Below are 21,446 nucleotides of genomic sequence, written 5' to 3' on the forward strand. Positions count from 1 at the left end.
CGGAGAAGGTTATCGCGCAGGGGAGGAGGCGATATACCCGTCGTCTTTCAAGCGACAGCGACCCGTTCACCCCAGTTCCTTACTAAAGTCACTGGGGTGAGCGAACTGGCCGCCTGGCTGTAACTAGTTGGGGGGGATTAACGTTCGATGACCTGTGAAACCTGATCGCCGTTGATTTGGCGGTTGTTGCCTTTTTCATCTTTATAGCTGATCAGGCCGGTATCCTGGTCGATCTCGGGTTTGCCCTGAGTCAGGATCATATTGCCGTCTTTGGTCGCCATCACGTAATCGCTGGAGCAGCCCGTCAGACCGGCGGCGATTACCAACGCAGAAACTGCCATTACCCACTTTTTCATCCTGCCGATCCTCAATTATGTATGCGGAAAAGAGCTTTCTTCCAAGATTAGCAAACTCTGGATACCTCGTGTTTCAGATAAGTCCTTATCTTGGTAAGAGAAAGTATGGGGAAAATATGAAGGAGGGATAAAAATGCGAGCGGGAGCGGCTTTCGCATGCTCCCGTGGGGATTACTCGGTTGCCTGGTTTTTTTTACTGCGCATCAGGTTGAGCGCTTCGACGGACATCGAGAAGAACATCGCAAAATAGATATAACCTTTCGGGACATGCACCTGGAAGCTTTCCAGCATCAGGGTGAAGCCCACCAGGATCAGGAACGCCAGCGCCAGCATTTTCACTGAAGGATGGCGATTGACGAACTCGCCGATCGGCCGGGCGGCAAACATCATTACCCCCACCGCAATCACCACCGCCGCCATCATGATAAACAGGTGATCGGACAGGCCTACCGCCGTAATCACCGAGTCCAGGCTGAAGATGATATCCAGCAACATAATCTGCACGATGGCGCCGAGGAAGCCGTTCACTTTGGTATGGTGCTCTTCATCGGACCCTTCGATGGTTTCGTGGATCTCTTTACTGGCTTTCCAGATCAGGAACAGTCCGCCGAGCAGCAGGATCAGATCGCGCGCCGAGACGCTGTGGTCCATCAGGGTAAACAGCGGGTGGGTCAGACGGATTACCCAGGCGATAGACGCCAGCAGCGCCAGACGCATCAGCATTGCACCGGCCAGACCGATACGGCGTGCCTTGTTCTGCTGCGCCTTCGGCAGTTTGGCCACCACCAGAGACAGGAAAATAATATTATCAATACCCAAAATGATCTCAAGAATGGTCAGCGTACCTAACGCTAACCAGGCATTGGGATCCATAATCCAATCGAACATTGCCAAGCCACACCTTAATGAAATGCAAAGGCTGAATTATACGCGTTTATTGATTTGGCGACACTGTTAGCTAAACCTGGCTTAAACAAAGAGGATCATATTAAGAAATGTCTTGCCAATAACGCGGCGGTGAAGTTTTTTTTCAGATAAAAACCGCGCGGCAACGTGAGGATCGGCTGGCCCTGTTCGCCGATGGCCTCGGTCAGCGCCTTGCTGTTGGCCGCCTTGGGCCGCAGTTGCAGTACCTCACCGTGGCGTGCGGTGATCCGCTCCACGTGGCCGAGCACGATCTGGTCCATCAGTTCCTCCCAGTCACGGCGCAGCATCTCTTCTTCAGCGGCGCTCGGGCTCCACAGCAGCGGTGAGCCTATGCGCCGCTGCGCCAGCGGGATTTGCCGTTCGCCTTCTACCGGTATCCACAGTACCCGCGCCAACTTATGGCGCACATGGCAGTTGGCCCAGGTCACGCCGCTGTTGCCGGTAAGCGGTGCTACGCAGACGAAGGTGGTCTCCAGCGGTTTGCCGGCGGCGTCAATCGGGATGGTTTTCAACTCAATACCCAGTTCGGGGAAATCCTGCTCCGGCTTGCTGCCCGCCATGGCGCCAAGGTACAACTCCAGCAGCATGCCCACCCAACCTTTATCGCGTTTCAGATCCTTGGGGATCGGCAGTTGGGCGCGTGCAGCCAGTTCGCCCAGGGTAAAGCCGGCAAGCTGCTGCGCTCGCTCAAACAGCCGCTGTTCGTTTTCCGGCGGAGAGGGGAGAGGGGATAAAAACGCCATAAATACAAGCTCGTCAGGTTTGGTTGAAAAATGTACTGCATTTGTGCACAGCGAATATCAGTGGGAAAAGACACGGGAATAAACGAATAGCAGCATGATTTTTCATGACTTTTTTTATTCCGCCGCACAGTAAACCCATTTCGTCCGCTGCTTGTGCACCTGAAGCCACCGACAATAAACAGGATCTTACACCTATTTATCCACAGATTTGTGGGATAACCCAAATTTTTCCCGATCACTGGTTCGATTTACAGCCTTGACGCGGGCGCTTTTTTACGAAATTGTCCGTTTTGTGCGTAACTCATACGGATAATCTGTGGATAAAAACGATGTTGGTGGATCTTTCGCCAGGGTAAGATCCTTACCGTGCATAGATCACATTTTTACCTTGCCAAAGCCTGTTGATAATAATTTATATCATTGTTTTTATTTAATTAATATTAAATCACTTTTAGCGTCATTTTTGGGTTCACCAGAGTTTTACCGGCTTATCCCTTGAGTTCTTCACACACCTATCCACAGAAAAAGTGAATAAAACCGCCGTGAAATCGGCTCGCTTGTTTATAACTTTGCCATTATCTGTGAGTTATCCCAATGTTATCCGGTTTAGAGTGCTGCAAAGCAGTGGTTTACCGCCTGTAGCTTGTGTGAAACAATCAGGACATCTATGCGAATTTAAGCTATTGAGGTAGTCCGGTGATCGATGATGATGGCTACCGCCCGAATGTTGGTATCGTAATCTGTAATCGTCAGGGGCAGGTCCTTTGGGCTCGCCGTTACGGTCAACACTCCTGGCAGTTTCCCCAAGGTGGGATTAACCCTGGCGAAACCGCAGAACAGGCAATGTACCGTGAGCTGTTCGAAGAAGTGGGGTTGAGCAAAAAGGATGTGCGTATCCTGGCCTCTACCCGCAACTGGTTGCGCTATAAATTGCCAAAACGTTTGGTGCGTTGGGACACAAAGCCGGTTTGTATCGGCCAAAAGCAGAAATGGTTTCTGTTGCAGTTAATGAGCAATGACGCGGATATCAATATGCAACGCAGCAGCACGCCGGAGTTCGACGGCTGGCGCTGGGTGAGCTTTTGGTATCCGGTACGCCAGGTGGTGTCGTTCAAACGCGACGTTTACCGCCGGGTGATGAAAGAATTCGCCGTCACCGTGATGCCGATGCAGGAGCAGGCAACACAGCGGCAGCAGCCCCCCGCTTATCGCCGGAAGAGAGGTTAAGTTAAGCCGACTATGCTCACGCGCTTGCGAGAAATTGTTGAGAAGGTGGCCGCGGCGGCCAGTCTGACAGATGCGCTGGATCTTTTGGTCAATGAAACCTGTCTGGCGATGGATACGGAAGTCTGTTCCATTTATTTGGCAGACAACGATCGCCGCTGCTATTACCTGATGGCGACGCGCGGGTTGAAGAAACCGCGTGGGCGCGCTATCGCGTTGGCATTTGATGAAGGTATCGTCGGGTTGGTCGGGCGCCGTGCGGAGCTGATAAACCTGGCGGATGCGCAGAGCCACCCCAGCTTCAAATACATACCCCAGGTGAAGGAGGATCGTTTCCGATCCTTCCTCGGCGTGCCGATTATTCATCGCCGCCAACTGTTGGGGGTACTGGTGGTGCAGCAGCGCGAACTGCGCCAGTTCGACGAAGGCGAAGAATCCTTCATGGTGACTCTGGCTACGCAAATGGCCGGGATCCTCTCGCAATCGCAGCTTAACGCCATTTTTGGCCAATATCGCCAGACCCGCATCCGGGCGCTGGCGGCATCCCCCGGCGTAGCGGTGGCGGAAGGTTGGCAGGACAGCAGCCAGCCGTCGCTCGATCAGGTTTACAAGGCCTCGACGCTCGATACCGTGAGCGAGCGGGAACGCCTGACGCAGGCGCTGGAAGAAGCCGGCGCGGAATTCCGCCGCTTCAGCAAGCGCTTTGCCGCCAGCTCGCAAAAAGAGAGCGCGGCGATTTTCGATCTGTACTCCCACCTGTTGAACGACGCTCGCCTCAAGCGCGAACTGTTCGCCGAAATTGACGCCGGCTCGGTGGCGGAATGGGCGGTTAAGCAGGTCATTGAGGTCTTTGCCGCCCAATTTGCCAGCCTGCAAGACACTTACATGCGCGAGCGCGCCAGCGATTTGCGCGCGCTCGGCCAGCGTCTGTTATTCCACCTCGACGACACCACCCAGGGCGCTACCCAGTGGCCGGCGCGTTTTGTGCTGGTGGCGGACGAACTGACCGCTACCCTGCTGGCCGAAATGCCGCAGGATAGGCTGGTCGGCGTGGTGGTCCGCGATGGCGCCGCCAACTCCCACGCGGCGATTTTGGTGCGGGCGATGGGCGTGCCGACGGTGATGGGCGCGGATATCCAGCCGGCGCTGCTCAGCCAGCGGCTGCTGATTGTCGACGGTTATCGCGGCGAACTGTTGGTGGACCCTGAACCGGTACTGGTGCAGGAATACCAGCGGCTGATCAGCGAAGAGCTTGAATTAAGCAAACTGGCGGAGGACGACGTCGAGCAGCCGGCCCAGCTCAAAAGCGGTGAGCGTGTCCAGGTGATGCTTAACGCGGGCCTCAGCCCGGAACACGAACAGCTGTTGGGCGGGCGAGTCGATGGCGTCGGCCTGTACCGAACCGAAATCCCTTTTATGTTGCAGAGCGGCTTCCCTTCGGAAGAAGAGCAGGTTGCGCAGTATCAGGGCATGTTGCAGCTCTATCCGAACAAACCGGTCACGCTGCGGACGCTGGATATCGGCGCCGATAAACAGCTGCCTTATATGCCGATCAGCGAAGAAAATCCCTGCCTGGGCTGGCGCGGTATCCGCATCACCCTTGATCAGCCGGAAATATTCCTGATTCAGGTGCGCGCTATGCTGCGCGCCAATGCCGGGACCGGTAACCTGGGTATCCTGCTGCCGATGATCACCAGCCTGGAAGAGATCGACGAGGCTCGGCGTCTGATCGAACGCGCAGGTCGCGAAGTGGAAGAGGTGCTCGGCTATGAAATCCCGAAGCCCAAGCTTGGCGTGATGCTGGAAGTGCCGTCGATGATTTTCCTGATCCCCCATTTGGCCGGGCGGGTTGAGTTTATTTCGGTCGGCACCAATGACCTGACCCAATATTTGCTGGCGGTAGACCGCAACAATACCCGCGTGGCGGCGTTGTACGACAGTCTGCATCCTTCAATGTTGCAGGTGCTGAAGCTGATCGTCGTTCAGGCCAACTCGGCCGGGTTGCAGGTGAGCCTGTGCGGTGAGCTGGCCGGGGATCCTATGGGTGCGTTGCTGCTGGTGGGCATGGGCTATCGTAACCTGAGCATGAACGGGCGCAGCGTGGCGCGTATCAAATATTTGCTGCGGCATATTGAGTTATCCGATGCCGAAGTGCTGGCGCAGCGGGTGCTGAACGCCCAGATGACCACCGAAGTGCGTCACCAGGTCGCGGCATTTATGGAACGGCGCGGCATGGGCGGCTTGATCCGCGGCGGCAAGTAAAGGCCGCTGTTGACTGATTTTTTTACAGAACTTTTCCCTGCCGGCCAGTCCGGAGGCGGTTAAGCTTATGCTATTATCCGCCTCCTCGACTGCGTTGAAAGCAACGAAAAAGAGTGTTTTGGCGCGTTTGGCACCTGCCGCCCCCGGTTGGGGAAGAATAATAGACATGTTGTGGTGATAGATGACCAATAGCTATCTGGCGTTTCCTAAATTTGATCCGGTGATTTTCTCTATCGGCCCGGTTTCTCTGCACTGGTACGGTCTGATGTACCTGGTTGGCTTTGTTTTTGCCATGTGGCTGGCGGTGCGCCGTGCCAACAAACCGGGCAGCGGCTGGACCAAGGATGAAGTGGAGAACCTGCTGTATGCCGGTTTCCTCGGTGTGTTCGTCGGTGGCCGCGTGGGCTACGTACTGTTCTACAACCTGCCGCTGTTCCTGGATAACCCGCTCTACCTGTTTAAAGTCTGGGATGGCGGCATGTCGTTCCACGGCGGTCTGTTGGGGGTGATCCTGGTCATGTTCTGGTTCGCCCGCCGCACCAAACGTACCTTCTTCCAGGTTTCCGATTTTATTGCTCCGCTGATCCCGTTTGGCCTGGGGGCCGGCCGTTTGGGTAACTTTATCAATGGCGAGTTGTGGGGCCGCGTGACCACAGATACTCCTTGGGCGATGTTGTTCCCCGGTTCGCGCGGCGAAGACGTCGCCATTGCCGCCGCCGATCCGCAGCTATTGCCGTTGCTTAATCAGTACGGCGTGCTGCCGCGTCACCCGTCCCAGCTGTATGAACTGCTGCTGGAAGGCGTGGTGCTGTTTATCATTCTGAACCTGTTTATCCGCAAATCGCGGCCGATGGGGGCCGTGTCCGGCCTGTTCCTGATTGGCTACGGCGCATTCCGCATTATCGTCGAAGCCTTCCGCCAGCCGGATGCCCAGCTCGGCCTGTTCGACGGCGTTGTCAGCATGGGGCAGATTCTGTCCGTCCCGATGGTGGTGGCCGGTATTATTATGATGATTTGGGCGTATCGTCGTCGCCCGCAGCAGCAACTCTCGTGAGGAACAAATGAAACAGTATCTGGATTTGATGAACAAAGTGCTCGCCGAGGGCACCCCTAAAGCCGACCGTACCGGCACTGGCACGCTGTCGATTTTCGGCCACCAGATGCGTTTCAATTTGCAGGAAGGGTTCCCGTTGGTGACCACCAAGAAGTGCCACCTGCGCTCCATCATCCATGAGTTGTTGTGGTTCCTGAACGGCGACACCAACGTGGCTTATCTGCGTGAAAACAACGTCAGCATTTGGGACGAATGGGCAGATGAGCATGGCGATCTTGGCCCGGTGTACGGCAAGCAGTGGCGCGCATGGGGCGCTGCGGACGGCCGTCAGATAGACCAGTTGAGCAACGTGCTGAAACAACTGAAACAGGATCCGGATTCACGCCGCATCATAGTTTCAGCCTGGAACGTGGGCGAGTTGGATCAGATGGCGCTGGCACCTTGTCATGCGTTCTTCCAGTTCTACGTGGCGGACGGCAAGCTCTCTTGCCAGCTGTATCAGCGCTCCTGCGACGTGTTCCTCGGCCTGCCGTTCAACATCGCCAGCTACGCGCTGCTGGTACATATGATGGCGCAGCAATGCGATCTCGAGGTCGGTGATTTTGTCTGGACCGGTGGTGATACCCATTTGTACAGCAATCATATGGAGCAGACCCGGTTGCAGCTAACCCGCGAACCGCGTGCGTTGCCGAAGCTGGTGATCAAGCGCAAACCGGCTTCGTTGTTCGATTACCGCTTTGAAGACTTTGAAATCGAAGGTTACGATCCGCATCCCGCCATCAAGGCGCCGGTTGCCATCTGATTTTGGCCGCATAAGTTATCCCCAAGGGCGCACGGGTTGCGCCCTTACTTTTTTCCCCTCTGCCTTGGCCCTGTTTGCGTTCCGCTTCGCATTTTATTTTGGTCTGTTGCCTGTTGCATCGAAAGGTTGCGCAGAGCGCTTGAACCTGAGTAAACCCTGCTTCCCCGTTTTGCCGCCTTGATTACACTGGCCGCCATGAACGACAACCTGATTTTCAATATCAAAGGCCAGCGCGGCATGACGCTGATTGAACTGCTGGTGGTGATCACTCTGGCGAGCATGCTCACCGGCTGGGGCGTCAGCCATTGGCGCCATTATCAGCAGAGTCTGCGGCTGGAACATACCGCTCAACAGTTGCTGGCGTTTCTCACCCGGCTGCAGGCGGACGCCAACTGGCGTAACCGCACGGCGTTGCTGTGGTTTAAAACCGGCGATCCCTGGTGTATCGGGAGCAATCAGCCGCTTTCGGGGTGTGAGGGGCATGGCGATGAGCTGTTCAGCCCGCATTACCGGGATGTAAGGCTGGCAGCGCACACCCAAAAGGAGATGGGATTTTATGGATTACGCAATAACGCGCAGGCTGGGCATATTGTGCTCAGCAACGGTGCCGGCAGCCTGCGATTGGTGCTGTCCGCCAAAGGCCGGCTACGCCTGTGCAGCGAGGATGTAAGCATCCGGGGTATTACGCCATGCCAGCCCTAGAGCGCGGATTCACGCTGCCGGAGGTGATGCTGGCGCTGACGTTCGGCAGCCTGATTATGCTGGCGGCGGCTAAAACCTACCCGGTGTTGCGGCAGCACAGTGTCGATGTCGGTCGGCACTATCGACTGGAGTCGGTACTCCGGCAGTTGGCGTTCGGCATCGAGAAAGATCTGCGCCGCGCCGGTTTCTGCGCCGGTAACTGCCGCGGGCGGGCATTACTGATTGACCATGCGTCCGGGGAGGCGGCGGGCAGTTGTGTGATCGTCGCTTACGATATCACCCGTAATGGCCGTTGGGAGACGCTCGGCGCAGATGCCGGATATTTTGGCTACCGGCTGCGGCAGGGGGCGCTGGAAGGGCAACGTGGCGTAACCCACTGCCACGGCACGGGTTGGGAGCGGTTACTTGATAATGACGAAGTGCGCATTGAAACTTTCAGCGTCAAATCGGTCGCGGGCAGCGGCGGCAAAACTTGGGTGCTGCTGTCGCTGGCCGGGCGTTCGAAGGCGGATGACGCTATACGCCGCAGCCTGAACTGGGCGATTAACATGGCCTCGCTACCATGAGTGCGGTGGGGCAGCATGGCGGCAGCACGTTGGCGGCAGTGATGCTGCTGTTGGTGATGGGGCTGATGTTGTTGAATGCCCAGCACCGCCAACTGGATAGCGCTTTGCTGCTGGCCGCCGATCAACAGCGCTATCTGAAGGCATACAACCAGGCCGCTTCGGCGCTCAGTTGGGGCGTGGCGCAGTCCTGGCCCCGCAACCGGTTAGGCGCCAACGGCTGGTGGTGCCGGCAAACCGCAGAGCTGCGCGCCTGCGCCAAGTTGTCCGCCCAGGCGGGGATTGTGCTGGTGCGGGGGGAGGGGGCGATGAGTGAAGGGGAGCCGTTGCGATTATATCAATTGACCAAACCGGATGGCGCGGGCGGTACCTTTGCGCTAAGGGCGGAAATCGGCGGTTGGCTGGATTTTTGCCCCGAAAAACGGGAAGCGGACTGTGCGGATTAACGTTCGTGTGGCTCCCGCCGCAGGGCTATGGCGCCAACAGGGGTTCAGCCTGCCGGAAGTGCTGATTGCCGCGTTGCTGTTCGCGGTGTCGCTGCTGGGACTGTTACAGTATCATCAGGTGCTGTTGCACTCTTTTCAGCGCCAGTGGCAGTATCGGCAAGCCTGGTCGTTGGCGCACCAACAGCTGGAAGTCTTTGCGGCCACCGGCCGCACGGATGCCGAACTGTTGCCCTTGCCGCTCGGGTGGCAGCGCGAGATGCGGCTGAACTCCCCGCAAGCCGCTTGCCAACGGCTGAGGGTAAGAATACAAACGCCTCAGCGGCAGTGGGCTGAATTGAACCGCTGGTACTGCACCGCCGGGAATCCGGCAGATATCATGTTTTAAGGGAGCACCCATGTTTAGGGTTTATCATTCCAATCAGTTGGATTTGCTGAAAACGCTGACCAGCACGTTGATTGCCAGAGAGCCATTGGCCGACCCTTTTCAACAGGAAGTGGTGCTGGTGCAAAGCCCCGGCATGGCGCAGTGGTTGCAGATGCAGCTCGCGGAACAGTTTGGCATCGCCGCCAATATCGCCTTCCCACTGCCCGCCACCTTCATCTGGGAGATGTTCACCCGGGTTTTGCCCGGCATCCCGAAAGAGAGCGCTTTCAGTAAAGACGCCATGACCTGGAAACTGATGTGGCTGTTGCCGGATCTGCTCACCCGATCGGAATTCGCCCCGTTGCAACATTACCTCACCGACGACGGCGACAAGCGTAAAATTCATCAGCTTGCCGGCCGGGTGGCGGATCTGTTTGACCAATACCTGGTGTATCGCCCGCAATGGCTGGAAAGCTGGCAAAAAGGCGAAAGCATTGATGGGCTGGCGGAGGCCCAGCAATGGCAGGCACCGCTGTGGGCGCGATTGGTCGAATATACCCACGAACTGGGGCAGCCGGAATGGCACCGTGCAAACCTGTATCGTCGCTTTATCAGCGCGTTGGAAAAAGCGGATCATTGCCCGGAAGGGTTGCCGCCGCGGGTGTTTATCTGCGGTATCTCGGCGCTGCCGCCGGTGTATCTGGAAGCCTTGCAGGCGCTGGGCCGCCATATTGATATTCACCTGATGTTCACCAATCCGTGCCGCTACTATTGGGGGGATATTCAGAGCCAGTCATTCCTGGCGAAATTGCAGAGCCGCAAGCGGCGTCATTATCAGGATAAAACGGAATATGCGTTATTCAGAGATCCCGATAACGCCGCCGCGCTGTTTAATGCGGAAGGCGAGCAGGATCTGCCCAATCCGCTGTTGGCCTCATGGGGCAAGTTGGGGCGCGACCATCACTTTTTGCTCTCGCAGATAGAATCCGCGCAGGAGGTTTTCGCATTTGTAGATATCCCTGCGGACAACGTATTGCACGCCATTCAGCACGACATGCTGGAGTTGAAAAATAGCGCCGTCATCGGCACCACGCTGGAGACGCTGGAGAGCAGCGCGACCAAACGCCGGCTCGATCCCAGGGATCGTTCTATCAGCCTGCACGCTTGCCACAGCCCGCAGCGCGAGGTGGAGGTTTTGCACGACCAGCTGTTGACCATGCTGGCGGAAGATCCTGCGCTGACGCCGCGCGATATCATCGTGATGGTGGCAGATATCGACAGCTACACGCCTTATATTCAGGCGGTGTTCGGCAACGCTTCCCCGGAACGCTATCTGCCGTTTGCGATTTCTGACCGGAAGGCGAGTCAGGCGCACCCGGCTTTGCAGGCGTTTATTTCGCTGCTGGATCTGCCGCAGAGCCGTTTTACTTCGGAACAGGTGCTGGCGCTGCTGGAAGTACCGGCACTGGCGGCGCGTTTCTCGATCCAGGAGGAAGGGCTGCGCCTGTTACGTCACTGGGTGGGGGAATCCGGCGTCCGTTGGGGGTTGGATGACGATAACGTACGTGAACTGGATCTGCCGGCCACCGGCCAGCATACCTGGCAGTTCGGCATTACCCGCATGCTGTTGGGATACGCCATGGACAGCAATGCCGGCGATTGGCAGGGCGTGTTGCCTTATGACGAATCGAGCGGGCTGGTCGCGGAGCTGGCCGGGCAGTTGGCCGAGCTGTTGGCCTCCCTCAGCCGTTGGCGGCAACGATTGACCGAGGCGCGTTCTTTGCCGGAGTGGCTGCCGCTTTGCCGCCAACTGCTCGATACCTTCTTTGAGCCGGACGGCGAAACCGAGGCGGCACTGGCGCTGATTGAGCAGCAGTGGAACAAAGTGTTCGAACACGGGCTGGCGGCGCGTTACCCCGATGAGGTACCGCTGACCATTCTGCGTGACGAACTGGCTGCGCGCCTCGATCAGGAGCGTATCAGTCAACGCTTCCTCGCCGGGCAAATCAACTTCTGCACGCTGATGCCGATGCGTTCCATTCCGTTCAACGTGGTTTGTCTGCTGGGCATGAACGACGGGGTTTATCCACGCACTTTGCCGCCGCTGGGTTTCGATCTGATGGCGCAGCAGGTGAAGCGTGGCGATCGCAGCCGCCGCGATGACGATCGCTATCTGTTCCTGGAGGCGATCCTGTCGGCACAGCAGCGGCTGTATATCAGCTTTATCGGTCGTTCTATTCAGGATAACGGCCTGCGTTACCCTTCGGTGCTGGTGACCGAGCTGCTGGAGTATCTGGAGCAAAGCTATTGCCTGCAGGGTGATGAGGCGCTGGACGCCGATACCAGCGCACAGAAGGTCGGTAAACATTTGCTTAGCTGGCACGCGCGCATGCCGTTCGCCGCCGAGAATTTTGTGCCCGGCACGGAAGCGCAAAGCTATGCCGCCGAATGGCTGCCCGCAGCCGTTGGGCGTGGCGTGGCGCATCCGCAGTTTAATCAACCGCTATTGCCTGATGAGCAGACCCAGATCTCGCTGGATGATTTGCTGCGGTTCTATCGCCACCCAATTCGCGCGTTCTTCCAACTGCGGCTGGGGGTCAGTTTTATCCTCGAAGAGACCGAATTGCCGGACGAAGAGCCCTTCATCCTGGATAATCTCAGCCGTTATCAGTTCAACAGCCAATTGTTGAATACCTTGATTGACGGCGAGGATGCCACCCGTTTGTTCCAGCGGGTGCGTGCCGCCGGCGGATTGCCTTTTGGGCCCTTCGGCGAGATTTACTGGCAGAAACAGCAAGAGGAGATGAGCGAGCTGGCCGAACAGGTGCGCGCCGAACGCAGCGAAGGGCACAGTCTGGAGCTGGATATCGACATTGCCGGGGTGCATATCAGCGGCTGGCTGCATCAGGTACAGGAGGATGGGCTGCTGCGCTGGCGACCGGCCACCCTGTCGGCGGTTGATGGCATACTGTTGTGGCTGGAACATCTGGCGTACTGCTGCGCCGGTGGCACGGGAGAAAGCCGTATTTATGGCCGCAAAGGCGCCGCGTGGCGTTTTGCCGCGTTAACCGCCGAGGATGCCCGCGAGCAGTTGGCGGAGCTGGTGGCGGGTTATCGGCGCGGTTTATGCCAGCCGTTGCTATTGCTGAATAAAAGCGGTTGGGCGTGGCTGAGCCAGTGCTATCAACCGGAAACCCAGAGCATCGACTGGGATGAAGAGGTGCAAATCAAGGCGCGGGCCAAGTTACTGCAAACCTGGCAAGGCGATCAGCGCATTCCTGGCGAAGGCGAAGACGCCTATGTTCAACGGGTATTCCGTCAGTTGGACAATGCCTGTTTAGAGCAAATTTTGGCCGAAACAGAACGTTACCTGTTGCCGGTGGCGAAGCATAACTTAGGCTGACCCCCTGACATTACATAGCGTTATTTACCCTATGAATTTCGAGTTGGCCGCTCTGGCGTATCCATGCGCCCAGTTCGTTCATCCCCAGGCGCTTGCTCTGGTAAGCCACTGGGGTAACATCCCCCGGTGGTACTGATTGCCCCGAGGTGGTAAAAATAAGCAGGATTATATTCAACTATCGGGGTTAGCTCCGGTCTTACATAACGTACAGGTATATAGCCTTTGGTTGTGTTGTTTTGATGCACACCGCCAACGTCAGGGATTTGGCGTAGCGGTGTCAGAATAGGGGTTCATTTTGGATATGCGCAGACAGTTGGCCCGCATTACCGGGTTAGTATTATTGGCCATGTGTTGGGCACCGTTAAGCTGGGCCGCGCAGGGATGGCAACCGCTGGCGGAGAAGATCAACAAAAGCGATCACGATCCACGCCAATATCAGGCGATTAAGCTGGCAAACGGGATGACCGTCTTGTTGGTATCCGATGCTCAGGCGCCAAAATCATTGGCGGCACTGGCGCTGCCGGTGGGATCGCTGGAAGATCCGAACAGCCAGCTTGGGCTGGCGCACTACCTGGAGCACATGGTGCTGATGGGATCCAAGCGCTATCCGCAGCCGGAAAACCTGGCGGAGTTTCTGAAAAAGCACGGTGGTAGCCACAACGCCAGCACCGCGTCTTATCGCACCGCGTTCTATCTGGAAGTAGAAAACGACGCGTTAGCGCCGGCGGTAGACCGCATGGCGGACGCCATTGCGGAGCCTCTGCTGGATCCCGTCAATGCCGATCGTGAACGTAATGCGGTCAATGCCGAACTGACGATGGCGCGTTCACGCGACGGCATGCGCATGGCGCAGGTCGGGGCGGAAACGCTGAACCCGGCTCACCCGAGCGCGCGTTTCTCCGGTGGCAACCTCGATACGCTGAAGGACAAGCCGGGCAGCAAGTTGCATGATGAACTGACGTCATTCTACCAGCGTTATTATTCTGCCAACCTGATGATGGGCGTGTTGTACAGCAGCAAGCCATTGCCGGAGTTGGCCGAACTGGCGGCCGATACGTTTGGCAAAGTGCCCAATCGCGAAGCCAGCGTGCCGCCAATTACCGTCCCTGCGGTTACCCCTGAACAGCAGGGCATCATTATCCACTATGTGCCGGCTCAGCCGCGCAAGCAGTTGAAAGTAGAGTTTCGCATTGATAACAACAGCGCCGAATTCCGCAGCAAGACCGACACTTATATTAGCTACCTGATTGGCAACCGCAGCCAAAATACCCTGTCTGACTGGCTGCAAAAGCAGGGGTTGGCGGATGCGATCAACGCCGGGGCCGATCCGATGGTGGATCGCAACGGCGGGGTATTCTCAATCAGCGTCTCCCTGACCGATAAAGGCCTGGCCAAGCGTGACGAGGTGATAGCGGCCATCTTTAACTATCTGAAAATGCTGCGCAGCGAAGGTATCAAACAAAGCTATTTCGATGAGATCTCCCACGTTCTCAACCTGGATTTCCGCTATCCGTCGATCACCCGCGATATGGACTACATAGAGTGGCTGGTGGACACCATGCTGCGTGTGCCGGTAGAACACACGCTGGATGCGCCTTACCTGGCCGATCGTTATGACGCCAAGGCGATTGCCGAGCGTCTGGATGCCATGACGCCGCAAAATGCACGCATCTGGTTTGTCAGCCCGAATGAGCCGCATAACAAGATGGCCTATTTCGTCAATGCACCTTATCAGGTTGATAAAATCGCGCCGCAGCGTTTCGAACAGTGGCAGCAGTTGGGCAAGGGGATCAGCCTCTCGTTGCCTGCGCTGAACCCGTATATTCCCGATGACTTTAGCCTGAACAAACCGTCCCACGAGTTCAAGAAACCGGAAATGGTGGTCGATCAGCCGGGTCTGCGGGTGTTGTATATGCCAAGCCGTTACTTTGCCGACGAGCCGAAAGCCGATGTCACAGTGGCGTTCCGCAACGCAAAAACCATGGACTCTGCGCGCAATCAGGTGCTGTTCTCGCTGACCGACTATCTGGCGGGTATTTCGCTGGATCAACTGAGTTATCAGGCCTCGATTGGCGGGCTGAGCTTCTCGACTTCACCGAACAATGGCCTGATGTTCAATGCCAACGGTTTTACCCAGCGTTTGCCGCAGTTGCTGACCTCGCTGATTGAGGGCTATTCCAACTTCACGCCGACGGAAGATCAACTGGCGCAGGCCAAATCCTGGTATCTGGAACAGCTGGATTCGGCTGAGAAAGGGAAAGCGTTCGAGCTGGCGATCCAACCGGTGCAGATGGTTTCCCGTGTGCCTTACTCCGAGCGCAGTGAGCGCCGCGAGGTGCTGAAGACCCTGACGCTGAAAGAGGTTCTGGCATACCGCGACAGCCTGTTGGCCGACGCCACACCGGAGTTGCTGGTGGTGGGCAATATGAGCAAGCAGCAGGTGGATACTCTGGCCTCAACGCTGAAACACCGCCTGGGCTGCACCGGCATTGAATGGTGGCACGGCGAAGACGTTGAAGTGGCTAAAAAACAGTTGGCTAACCTGCAGCGTGCGGGCAGCAGCACCGACTCGGCGCTGGCGGCCGTCTATGTGCCGACCGGGTATGATGAAGTGACCGGTATGGCTTACAGCTCGCTGCTGGGGCAGATTATCCAGCCCTGGTTCTATAGCCAACTGCGTACTCAGGAACAGTTGGGTTATGCGGTGTTTGCTTTCCCAATGTCAGTGGGCCGCCAGTGGGGGATAGGTTTCCTGTTGCAAAGCAACAGCAAGCAGCCGGCGTATCTGTACCAACGCTATCAGGATTTCTACCCGAAAACTGAAAAGCGCCTGCGTGAGATGAGCGAGGCGGACTTTGAGCAGTACAAGCAGGCGATGATCAACGAGCTGAAACAGCGCCCGCAAACCCTGAGCGAAGAAGCCAGCCGCTTTGCCAATGATTTCGATCGCGGCAATTTCACCTTCGATACCCGCCATAAGCTGATTGAGCAGGTTAAGCAACTGACGCCGACCAAGCTGGCGGATTATTTCCACCAGGCGGTCATTCAGCCGCAGGGGCTGGCGGTGTTGTCGCAGGTTAGCGGCAGCGGGCAAGAGAAAGCGGATTATGCCGTGCAGCAGGACTGGGTCACCTATCCAAACGCCTCTGCCCTGCAGCAAACTCTGCCGCGTAAGGTGGCGACACCATGACAGAGGCCGCCCCGCAGCGGCTTGATCCGCTGACGTTGCCGTTGTTTGGCGAACGGCTGATAGAAGCGTCGGCGGGGACCGGCAAAACCTTTACCATAGGTGCGCTGTATCTGCGCCTGCTGCTTGGCCTGGGCCAGGCGGCGGCCTTTCCCCGGCGGCTGACGGTGGAGGAGATTCTGGTGGTGACCTTTACCGAGGCCGCCACCGAAGAGCTGCGTGGGCGTATTCGCAGCAATATCCATGCGTTACGCATTGCTTGCGTCCGCGGTCTCAGCAAGGACCCCTTGTTGTCTGCGCTGATGGAGGAGATTGACGATCTGCCCGATGCCGCCGCGCAGCTGCTAGCTGCCGAACGGCAGATGGACGAAGCGGCGATCTACACCATCCACGGTTTTTGCCAGCGCATGCTGACCCACAACGCCTTCGAGTCCGGCATTCTGTTTGAGCAAACGCTGGTGCAGGATGAATTGCCGCTACGGCGTCAGGCCTGTGCAGATTTCTGGCGTCGCCATTGTTACCCGTTGCCGTTGGGCGTCGCCCGGGCGGTGAGCCAGGAGTGGAGCGGCCCGGAGGCGCTGCTGGCCGATCTTTCCGGTTATCTGGGCGGCGAAGCGCCAACGCTGCGTCGGCCGCCGAAAGATGAAGAAACGGTATTGATGCGCCATGAGCAGATCGTGGCGCGAATCGATGCCATTAAAGCTCAGTGGCTGGCGGCGGCGGGGGATCTGGAGGCGTTAATCAGCCAGTCCGGCGTGGATAAACGCAGCTACAGCAGCAAACACCTGCCTAATTGGTTGCATAAGGTGGGCGAATGGGTGGTGCTGGAAACCCAGGATTACCAACTGCCGAAAGAGCTGGAAAAATTCCGGCAGTCAGCGCTGCTGGATAAAACCAAAAAGGGCGAACCGCCTCGCCATGCCTTGTTTATGGCGATAGATACGCTGTTTGATGAACCGCTGACGCTGCGCGATTTGATTATGGCGCGGGCGCTGAGTGAGATACGTCTCTCCATTCAACAGGAGAAACGCCAGCGCGCCGAATTGGGTTTTGACGATCTGCTAAGCCGGTTGGACAGTGCGCTGCAAAGTGAAGGCGGCGAACGGTTGGCGCAGGCGATTCGCCAGCGTTATCCGGTGGCGATGATCGATGAGTTCCAGGATACCGACCCACAGCAATACCGCATCTTCCAAAAGCTCTACGTCGGCCGGCCGGAATGCGGCCTGTTGCTGATAGGCGACCCGAAACAGGCTATTTACGCCTTCCGCGGCGCCGACATCTTTACCTATATGCGCGCCCGTTCTGAGGTAAGCGCCCACTACACGCTTGAGACTAACTGGCGCTCGTCGCCGGCAATGGTTGGCAGCGTTAACCATCTGTTTGCTCAGGTGGAAAAACCCTTCCTGTTCGGTCAAATTCCGTTTATCGAGGTGGCCGCCGCCGAAAAAAATCGCGGGTTGGCGTTTGAGCTGCATAACCAGCCACAGCCGGCGATGCAGTTTTGGTTGCAGCAGGGTGAAGGCGTTGGCGTTAGTGAGTACCAACAATTGATGGCGCGCCTGTGCGCCACGCAAATCCGTGACTGGCTCAGTGCCGGGCAACGTGAGCAGGCCTGGCTGGTGAACGGCGAAAAGCGGCGGGCGGTGCAGGCCTCCGATATTACCGTGCTGGTGCGCAGCCGCAATGAGGCGGCGTTGGTGCGTGATGCGCTCAGCGCCCTGGCCATTCCTTCGGTCTATCTGTCCAATCGCGACAGCGTGTTTGATACGCCGGAAGCCAAGGATTTGCTGTGGCTGTTGCAGGCGGTGCTGGCGCCGGAGCAGGAACGCACGCTGCGCAGCGCTATGGCGACCGGGCTGATGGGGTTGGACGCGCAGGCGCTGGACGGCTTGAATCGCAATGAACGCGCCTGGGATACGCTGGTCAACGAGTTCGATAAATACCGCACGCGCTGGCTGCGCCGTGGCGTGTTGCCCATGCTGCATGAGGTGATGAATCAGCGCCACCTGGCGGAGAATCTGCTGGCCAGCCCCGGCGGCGAGCGTCGGTTGACCGACGTGATGCACTTGGGGGAGCTGTTGCAAGAGGCTTCTGCACAACTCGACAGCGAACATGCGCTGGTGCGCTGGCTGGCACAGCAGATTGCTCAACCAAATCGCCAATCCGACAACCAGCAACTGCGGCTGGAAAGCGATCGTCATCTGGTGAAGGTGATCACCATCCATAAATCGAAAGGGCTGGAGTTCGATCTGGTCTGGTTGCCGTTCGTCGGCAATTTCCGCCAGCAGCAGCAGGTGCTGTACCACGATCGGCAGAGTTTCCAGGCTCTGCTTGACCTCAACGCCGATGAAGAAAGTATCGAATGGGCCGAAGAAGAGCGGCTGGCGGAGGATTTGCGCCTGCTGTACGTCGCCTTGACCCGTTCGGTATACCACTGCAGCATCGGCATAGCGCCGTTGATCCAGGGCACACGCAAGAAACAGGGTGATACCGATTTGCACCGCAGCGCGCTGGGCTACCTGGTGCAGGCCGGCCAGGCCGGGGATGCAGCCTGGCTGCACCAACGTCTTCAACAGCTGGCTGGGGAGGGGATTGCACTGTCGCTGGTTGAACAACTGGATGAACGGGCCTGGCTGCCTCAAGTGCCGGCGTTAACCGAACTGGCGGCAAAAAGCTTCACGCGCCCGGTGCAGGATTTCTGGCGCGTGACCAGTTACACCGGCCTGCAGCAACACGGCTCTGGCCTGATGCAGGATCTGCTGCCACGGCTGGATGTCGACGCCGCAGGCGAACAGGCGTTGGACAGTGAGCCAGCGCTCACACCGCATACCTTCCCGCGCGGCGCAGCACCGGGAACCTTCCTGCACAGCCTGTTTGAAACGCTGGATTTCACCCAACCCCTTGATGAACAATGGTTGTTTGAACAGTTGCAGCAGCAAGGGTTTGCCGAGCACTGGCAACCGATACTGCTGGCGTGGATGCAGGTGTTGCTGAATGTCCCGCTCAATGATGCCGGTGTTTCGTTGTCGGCGCTGGCACCGCAGCATAAACAGGCCGAGCTGCAGTTTTATTTACCCATAGAAAAACTGTTGCAGGCGGATGAGCTGGATAGGCTGGTGAAAAATTACGATCCGCTTTCTGCCCGCTGCCCGGCGCTGGATTTCCAGCAGGTGCAGGGAATGTTGAAGGGATTTATCGACCTGGTGTTTTGCTGGCAGGGAAAATACTACCTGCTGGATTACAAATCCAACTGGTTGGGAGAGGACAGCGGCGCTTATACCCGTGCGGCGATGGAGCAGGCGATGGCGGAACACCGCTACGATCTGCAATATCAGCTGTACACGCTGGCACTGCATCGTTATCTGCGCCATAGACTGCCGGATTATGACTATCAACGCGACTTCGGCGGGGTGATTTATTTGTTCCTGCGCGGGGTGGACGCGCAGCACCCGGGCAACGGTATCTTCGCCTGTCGCCCGGCACCGCAGTTGGTGGAAGGCATGGACCGTCTGTTCAGCGGCGAAGCCATTACGGCGGAGGATGAGCCATGATCGCTCTACTGGAGCAGGCGCAGGCACTTGGCGTGCTGCGCCCATTGGACCTGCAGTTCGCCCGCATAGTGGCCGGGGAGGAAGAGCCTGACATTCTGCTGGCTGCCGCCTGCCTCAGCGCGGAGGCTGGCGCCGGCCATGTTTGCCTGATGCTGGAACAGTTACTGCCGGAAAATCTGTTTGAGGGGCGTCAGCCGGAGCTGGCTCAGGCCGTGTGGCTGGCGGCCGGGCGACCGGATCTTGCCCGTTGGCAGCAGCGCCTGACGGCCAGTGCGGCGGTGGGTGACGGCAGCAGCGCCATGCCGATGGTGTTGCAACAGCAGCGTTTGTACCTGCAGCGCATGTGGCAGAACGAAGGCGAGGTGGCGGAGTTTATCAGCAGCGACAGTATCCATCAGGCGGTTGACGAGCCTGAACTGCGCGCCATCCTCGATCGGCTGTTCGGCGAGGCGACCAATGAGCCTGACTGGCAGAAAATTGCTGCCGCAGTGGCCGCGACGCGGCGTATTGCAGTGATTTCTGGGGGGCCGGGCACCGGCAAAACCACCACCGTCGCCAAATTGCTGGCGGCGCTGGTACAGCTTGCCGATGGCCGGCGCTTGCGTATTCAACTGGCGGCACCCACCGGCAAGGCGGCGGCGCGTCTGACCGAGTCGCTCGGCAGCGCCGGCAGGCAGTTGGCGTTAACTCCGGAGCAACGCGCGCTGTTCCCCACCGATGCGTCGACGCTGCACCGCCTGTTGGGCGCTCAGCCCAATAGCCAGCGCATGCGTTATCACCGTGGCAACCCGCTGCATCTGGATGTGCTGGTGGTGGACGAGGCTTCAATGGTCGATCTGCCGATGATGGCGCGTCTGATTGCCGCATTGCCCCTTCAGGCGCGGGTGATTTTCCTTGGCGACAGGGATCAACTGGCGTCGGTAGAGGCCGGGGCTGTGTTGGGGGATATCTGTCGTTTTGCCGAGCAGGGGTACAGCACTGCGCGCGCAGAACAGCTCACCCGTCTGACCGGCTGCCCGTTGCAGGGGCAAAATGCGCAGGCGGAGGCAGCGGTGCGAGACAGCCTGTGCCTGCTGCGCAAAAGCTATCGTTTTGATGCCGATTCGGGCATCGGCCAATTGGCCTTCGCGGTGAATGCCGGTGACGGCAAGCGGGCGGCCAGGGCACTCAGCGGCAGTTTCAGTGACGTTGCGGGTTACCCATTGGCAGAAACGGAGGACTATCAGGCCCTGCTGAACGCCTGTGTGGCAGGCTATGGGGATTATTTGCGGCGGGTCGCTGCCAGGGCGGATGCGGGAGAGGTGTTGGCGGAGTTTGGCCGTTTCCAGGTGCTGTGCGCGCTGCGCGAAGGGCCATTCGGTATCGCCGGGTTGAACGAGCGTATCGAGGCGGGGCTGCAACGGGCAGGGCTTATCCAGCGTACGCCAGGGGCCTTGGGGCGTTGGTATCCCGGTCGTCCAGTGATGATTGGCCGCAACGACAGTGCGTTGGGGCTGTTTAACGGCGATATCGGTATCGCTTTGCGCGATGAAAGCGGTGAGTTGCGCGTGCACTTCCAACTGCCGGACGGCAGCATCAAGTCGGTGCAGCCAAGCCGTTTACCGGCGCATGAAACCGCCTATGCGATGACAGTGCATAAGTCTCAGGGGTCAGAGTTTGATCATACGGTGCTGGTGTTGCCCAATCACTTCCTGCCGGTACTGACCCGCGAACTGGTGTATACCGCTATCACCCGGGCGCGCAGACAGCTTTCGCTGTATGCCACCGATGCCGTGCTGATGCGGGCGATCCGCACGCCAACCCAGCGCCGCAGCGGGCTGGCGGAGCGCTTGCAGATAACGGCATAAAAGCGAAACGGGCGC

General features: G+C 58.0%; 15 protein-coding genes. 12 read left to right on the top strand and 3 right to left on the bottom strand.

Annotated features, from left to right (window positions below; translation table 11 throughout):
* Positions 1 to 137: 137 nt before the first annotated feature.
* The 3 genes from JK621_RS21080 to mutH form a co-directional block, all read right to left on the bottom strand.
* The gene (locus JK621_RS21080) at positions 138 to 356 is read right to left on the bottom strand and encodes a YgdI/YgdR family lipoprotein (RefSeq protein WP_004952287.1); all 219 of its coding nucleotides are present in this window, start codon (positions 354 to 356) and stop codon (positions 138 to 140) included.
* 171 nt (positions 357 to 527) lie between these two features.
* Positions 528 to 1,244, bottom strand: coding sequence for a TerC family protein (locus JK621_RS21085; RefSeq protein WP_212557512.1), 717 nt, complete (start codon positions 1,242 to 1,244; stop codon positions 528 to 530).
* Between the two features lie 95 nt (positions 1,245 to 1,339).
* Positions 1,340 to 2,026 carry a DNA mismatch repair endonuclease MutH gene (gene mutH / locus JK621_RS21090; RefSeq protein WP_212557513.1) on the bottom strand — a complete coding sequence of 229 codons (687 nt, stop codon included), beginning with the start codon at positions 2,024 to 2,026 and terminating at the stop codon, positions 1,340 to 1,342.
* Positions 2,027 to 2,722: 696 nt separating this feature from the next.
* On the opposite strand from mutH, the gene rppH reads away from it, so the two are divergent.
* From rppH to recD, 12 genes are all read left to right on the top strand, one after another.
* A complete protein-coding gene (gene rppH / locus JK621_RS21095; RefSeq protein WP_126484873.1) occupies positions 2,723 to 3,253 on the top strand; it encodes an RNA pyrophosphohydrolase in 531 nt (176 codons plus the stop codon).
* A gap of 12 nt (positions 3,254 to 3,265) precedes the next feature.
* Positions 3,266 to 5,512, top strand: a complete 2,247-nt coding sequence (gene ptsP / locus JK621_RS21100; protein ID WP_212557514.1) for a phosphoenolpyruvate--protein phosphotransferase — start codon at positions 3,266 to 3,268, stop codon at positions 5,510 to 5,512.
* 181 nt (positions 5,513 to 5,693) lie between these two features.
* Complete coding sequence (gene lgt / locus JK621_RS21105; RefSeq protein ID WP_212557515.1) at positions 5,694 to 6,566, top strand: prolipoprotein diacylglyceryl transferase; 873 nt, start codon at positions 5,694 to 5,696, stop codon at positions 6,564 to 6,566.
* A gap of 7 nt (positions 6,567 to 6,573) precedes the next feature.
* Positions 6,574 to 7,368, top strand: coding sequence for a thymidylate synthase (gene thyA, locus JK621_RS21110; RefSeq protein ID WP_004952281.1), 795 nt, complete (start codon positions 6,574 to 6,576; stop codon positions 7,366 to 7,368).
* A 195-nt stretch (positions 7,369 to 7,563) separates the two neighbouring features.
* Complete coding sequence (locus JK621_RS21115; RefSeq protein WP_212557516.1) at positions 7,564 to 8,070, top strand: prepilin peptidase-dependent protein; 507 nt, start codon at positions 7,564 to 7,566, stop codon at positions 8,068 to 8,070.
* Positions 8,058 to 8,636, top strand: coding sequence for a prepilin peptidase-dependent protein (locus tag JK621_RS21120; RefSeq protein ID WP_212557517.1), 579 nt, complete (start codon positions 8,058 to 8,060; stop codon positions 8,634 to 8,636). Before JK621_RS21115 ends, JK621_RS21120 begins: the two co-directional genes overlap by 13 nt.
* Positions 8,633 to 9,079: a YgdB family protein gene (locus JK621_RS21125; RefSeq protein ID WP_212557518.1), complete on the top strand. Its 447-nt coding sequence runs from the start codon at positions 8,633 to 8,635 to the stop codon at positions 9,077 to 9,079. Before JK621_RS21120 ends, JK621_RS21125 begins: the two co-directional genes overlap by 4 nt.
* Positions 9,069 to 9,464: a prepilin-type N-terminal cleavage/methylation domain-containing protein gene (locus tag JK621_RS21130; RefSeq protein WP_212557519.1), complete on the top strand. Its 396-nt coding sequence runs from the start codon at positions 9,069 to 9,071 to the stop codon at positions 9,462 to 9,464. The genes JK621_RS21125 and JK621_RS21130 overlap by 11 nt, the downstream gene beginning before the upstream one ends.
* Positions 9,465 to 9,474: 10 nt before the next feature.
* On the top strand, positions 9,475 to 12,846 hold the full coding sequence (gene recC / locus JK621_RS21135; RefSeq protein ID WP_212557520.1) for an exodeoxyribonuclease V subunit gamma: 3,372 nt from the start codon (positions 9,475 to 9,477) through the stop codon (positions 12,844 to 12,846).
* A 301-nt stretch (positions 12,847 to 13,147) separates the two neighbouring features.
* Positions 13,148 to 16,036, top strand: coding sequence for a pitrilysin (gene ptrA, locus JK621_RS21140; protein WP_212560262.1), 2,889 nt, complete (start codon positions 13,148 to 13,150; stop codon positions 16,034 to 16,036).
* Positions 16,033 to 19,584: an exodeoxyribonuclease V subunit beta gene (gene recB / locus JK621_RS21145; RefSeq protein ID WP_212557521.1), complete on the top strand. Its 3,552-nt coding sequence runs from the start codon at positions 16,033 to 16,035 to the stop codon at positions 19,582 to 19,584. Before ptrA ends, recB begins: the two co-directional genes overlap by 4 nt.
* Complete coding sequence (gene recD / locus JK621_RS21150; protein WP_212557522.1) at positions 19,581 to 21,431, top strand: exodeoxyribonuclease V subunit alpha; 1,851 nt, start codon at positions 19,581 to 19,583, stop codon at positions 21,429 to 21,431. Before recB ends, recD begins: the two co-directional genes overlap by 4 nt.
* Positions 21,432 to 21,446 lie beyond the last annotated feature (15 nt).

Source organism: Serratia plymuthica (genome assembly GCF_018336935.1).
Lineage (GTDB): Bacteria > Pseudomonadota > Gammaproteobacteria > Enterobacterales > Enterobacteriaceae > Serratia > Serratia plymuthica_B.

Bases quoted from the DNA above. Each gene is read 5' to 3' on its own strand.
- JK621_RS21080 (WP_004952287.1), bottom strand. From the start codon at position 356: ATGAAAAAGTGGGTAATGGCAGTTTCTGCGTTGGTAATCGCCGCCGGT.
- JK621_RS21085 (WP_212557512.1), bottom strand. From the start codon at position 1,244: ATGTTCGATTGGATTATGGATCCCAATGCCTGGTTAGCGTTAGGTACG.
- mutH (WP_212557513.1), bottom strand. From the start codon at position 2,026: ATGGCGTTTTTATCCCCTCTCCCCTCTCCGCCGGAAAACGAACAGCGG.
- ptsP (WP_212557514.1), top strand. From the start codon at position 3,266: ATGCTCACGCGCTTGCGAGAAATTGTTGAGAAGGTGGCCGCGGCGGCC.
- lgt (WP_212557515.1), top strand. From the start codon at position 5,694: ATGACCAATAGCTATCTGGCGTTTCCTAAATTTGATCCGGTGATTTTC.
- thyA (WP_004952281.1), top strand. From the start codon at position 6,574: ATGAAACAGTATCTGGATTTGATGAACAAAGTGCTCGCCGAGGGCACC.
- JK621_RS21115 (WP_212557516.1), top strand. From the start codon at position 7,564: ATGAACGACAACCTGATTTTCAATATCAAAGGCCAGCGCGGCATGACG.
- JK621_RS21120 (WP_212557517.1), top strand. From the start codon at position 8,058: ATGCCAGCCCTAGAGCGCGGATTCACGCTGCCGGAGGTGATGCTGGCG.
- JK621_RS21125 (WP_212557518.1), top strand. From the start codon at position 8,633: ATGAGTGCGGTGGGGCAGCATGGCGGCAGCACGTTGGCGGCAGTGATG.
- recC (WP_212557520.1), top strand. From the start codon at position 9,475: ATGTTTAGGGTTTATCATTCCAATCAGTTGGATTTGCTGAAAACGCTG.
- ptrA (WP_212560262.1), top strand. From the start codon at position 13,148: ATGCGCAGACAGTTGGCCCGCATTACCGGGTTAGTATTATTGGCCATG.
- recB (WP_212557521.1), top strand. From the start codon at position 16,033: ATGACAGAGGCCGCCCCGCAGCGGCTTGATCCGCTGACGTTGCCGTTG.
- recD (WP_212557522.1), top strand. From the start codon at position 19,581: ATGATCGCTCTACTGGAGCAGGCGCAGGCACTTGGCGTGCTGCGCCCA.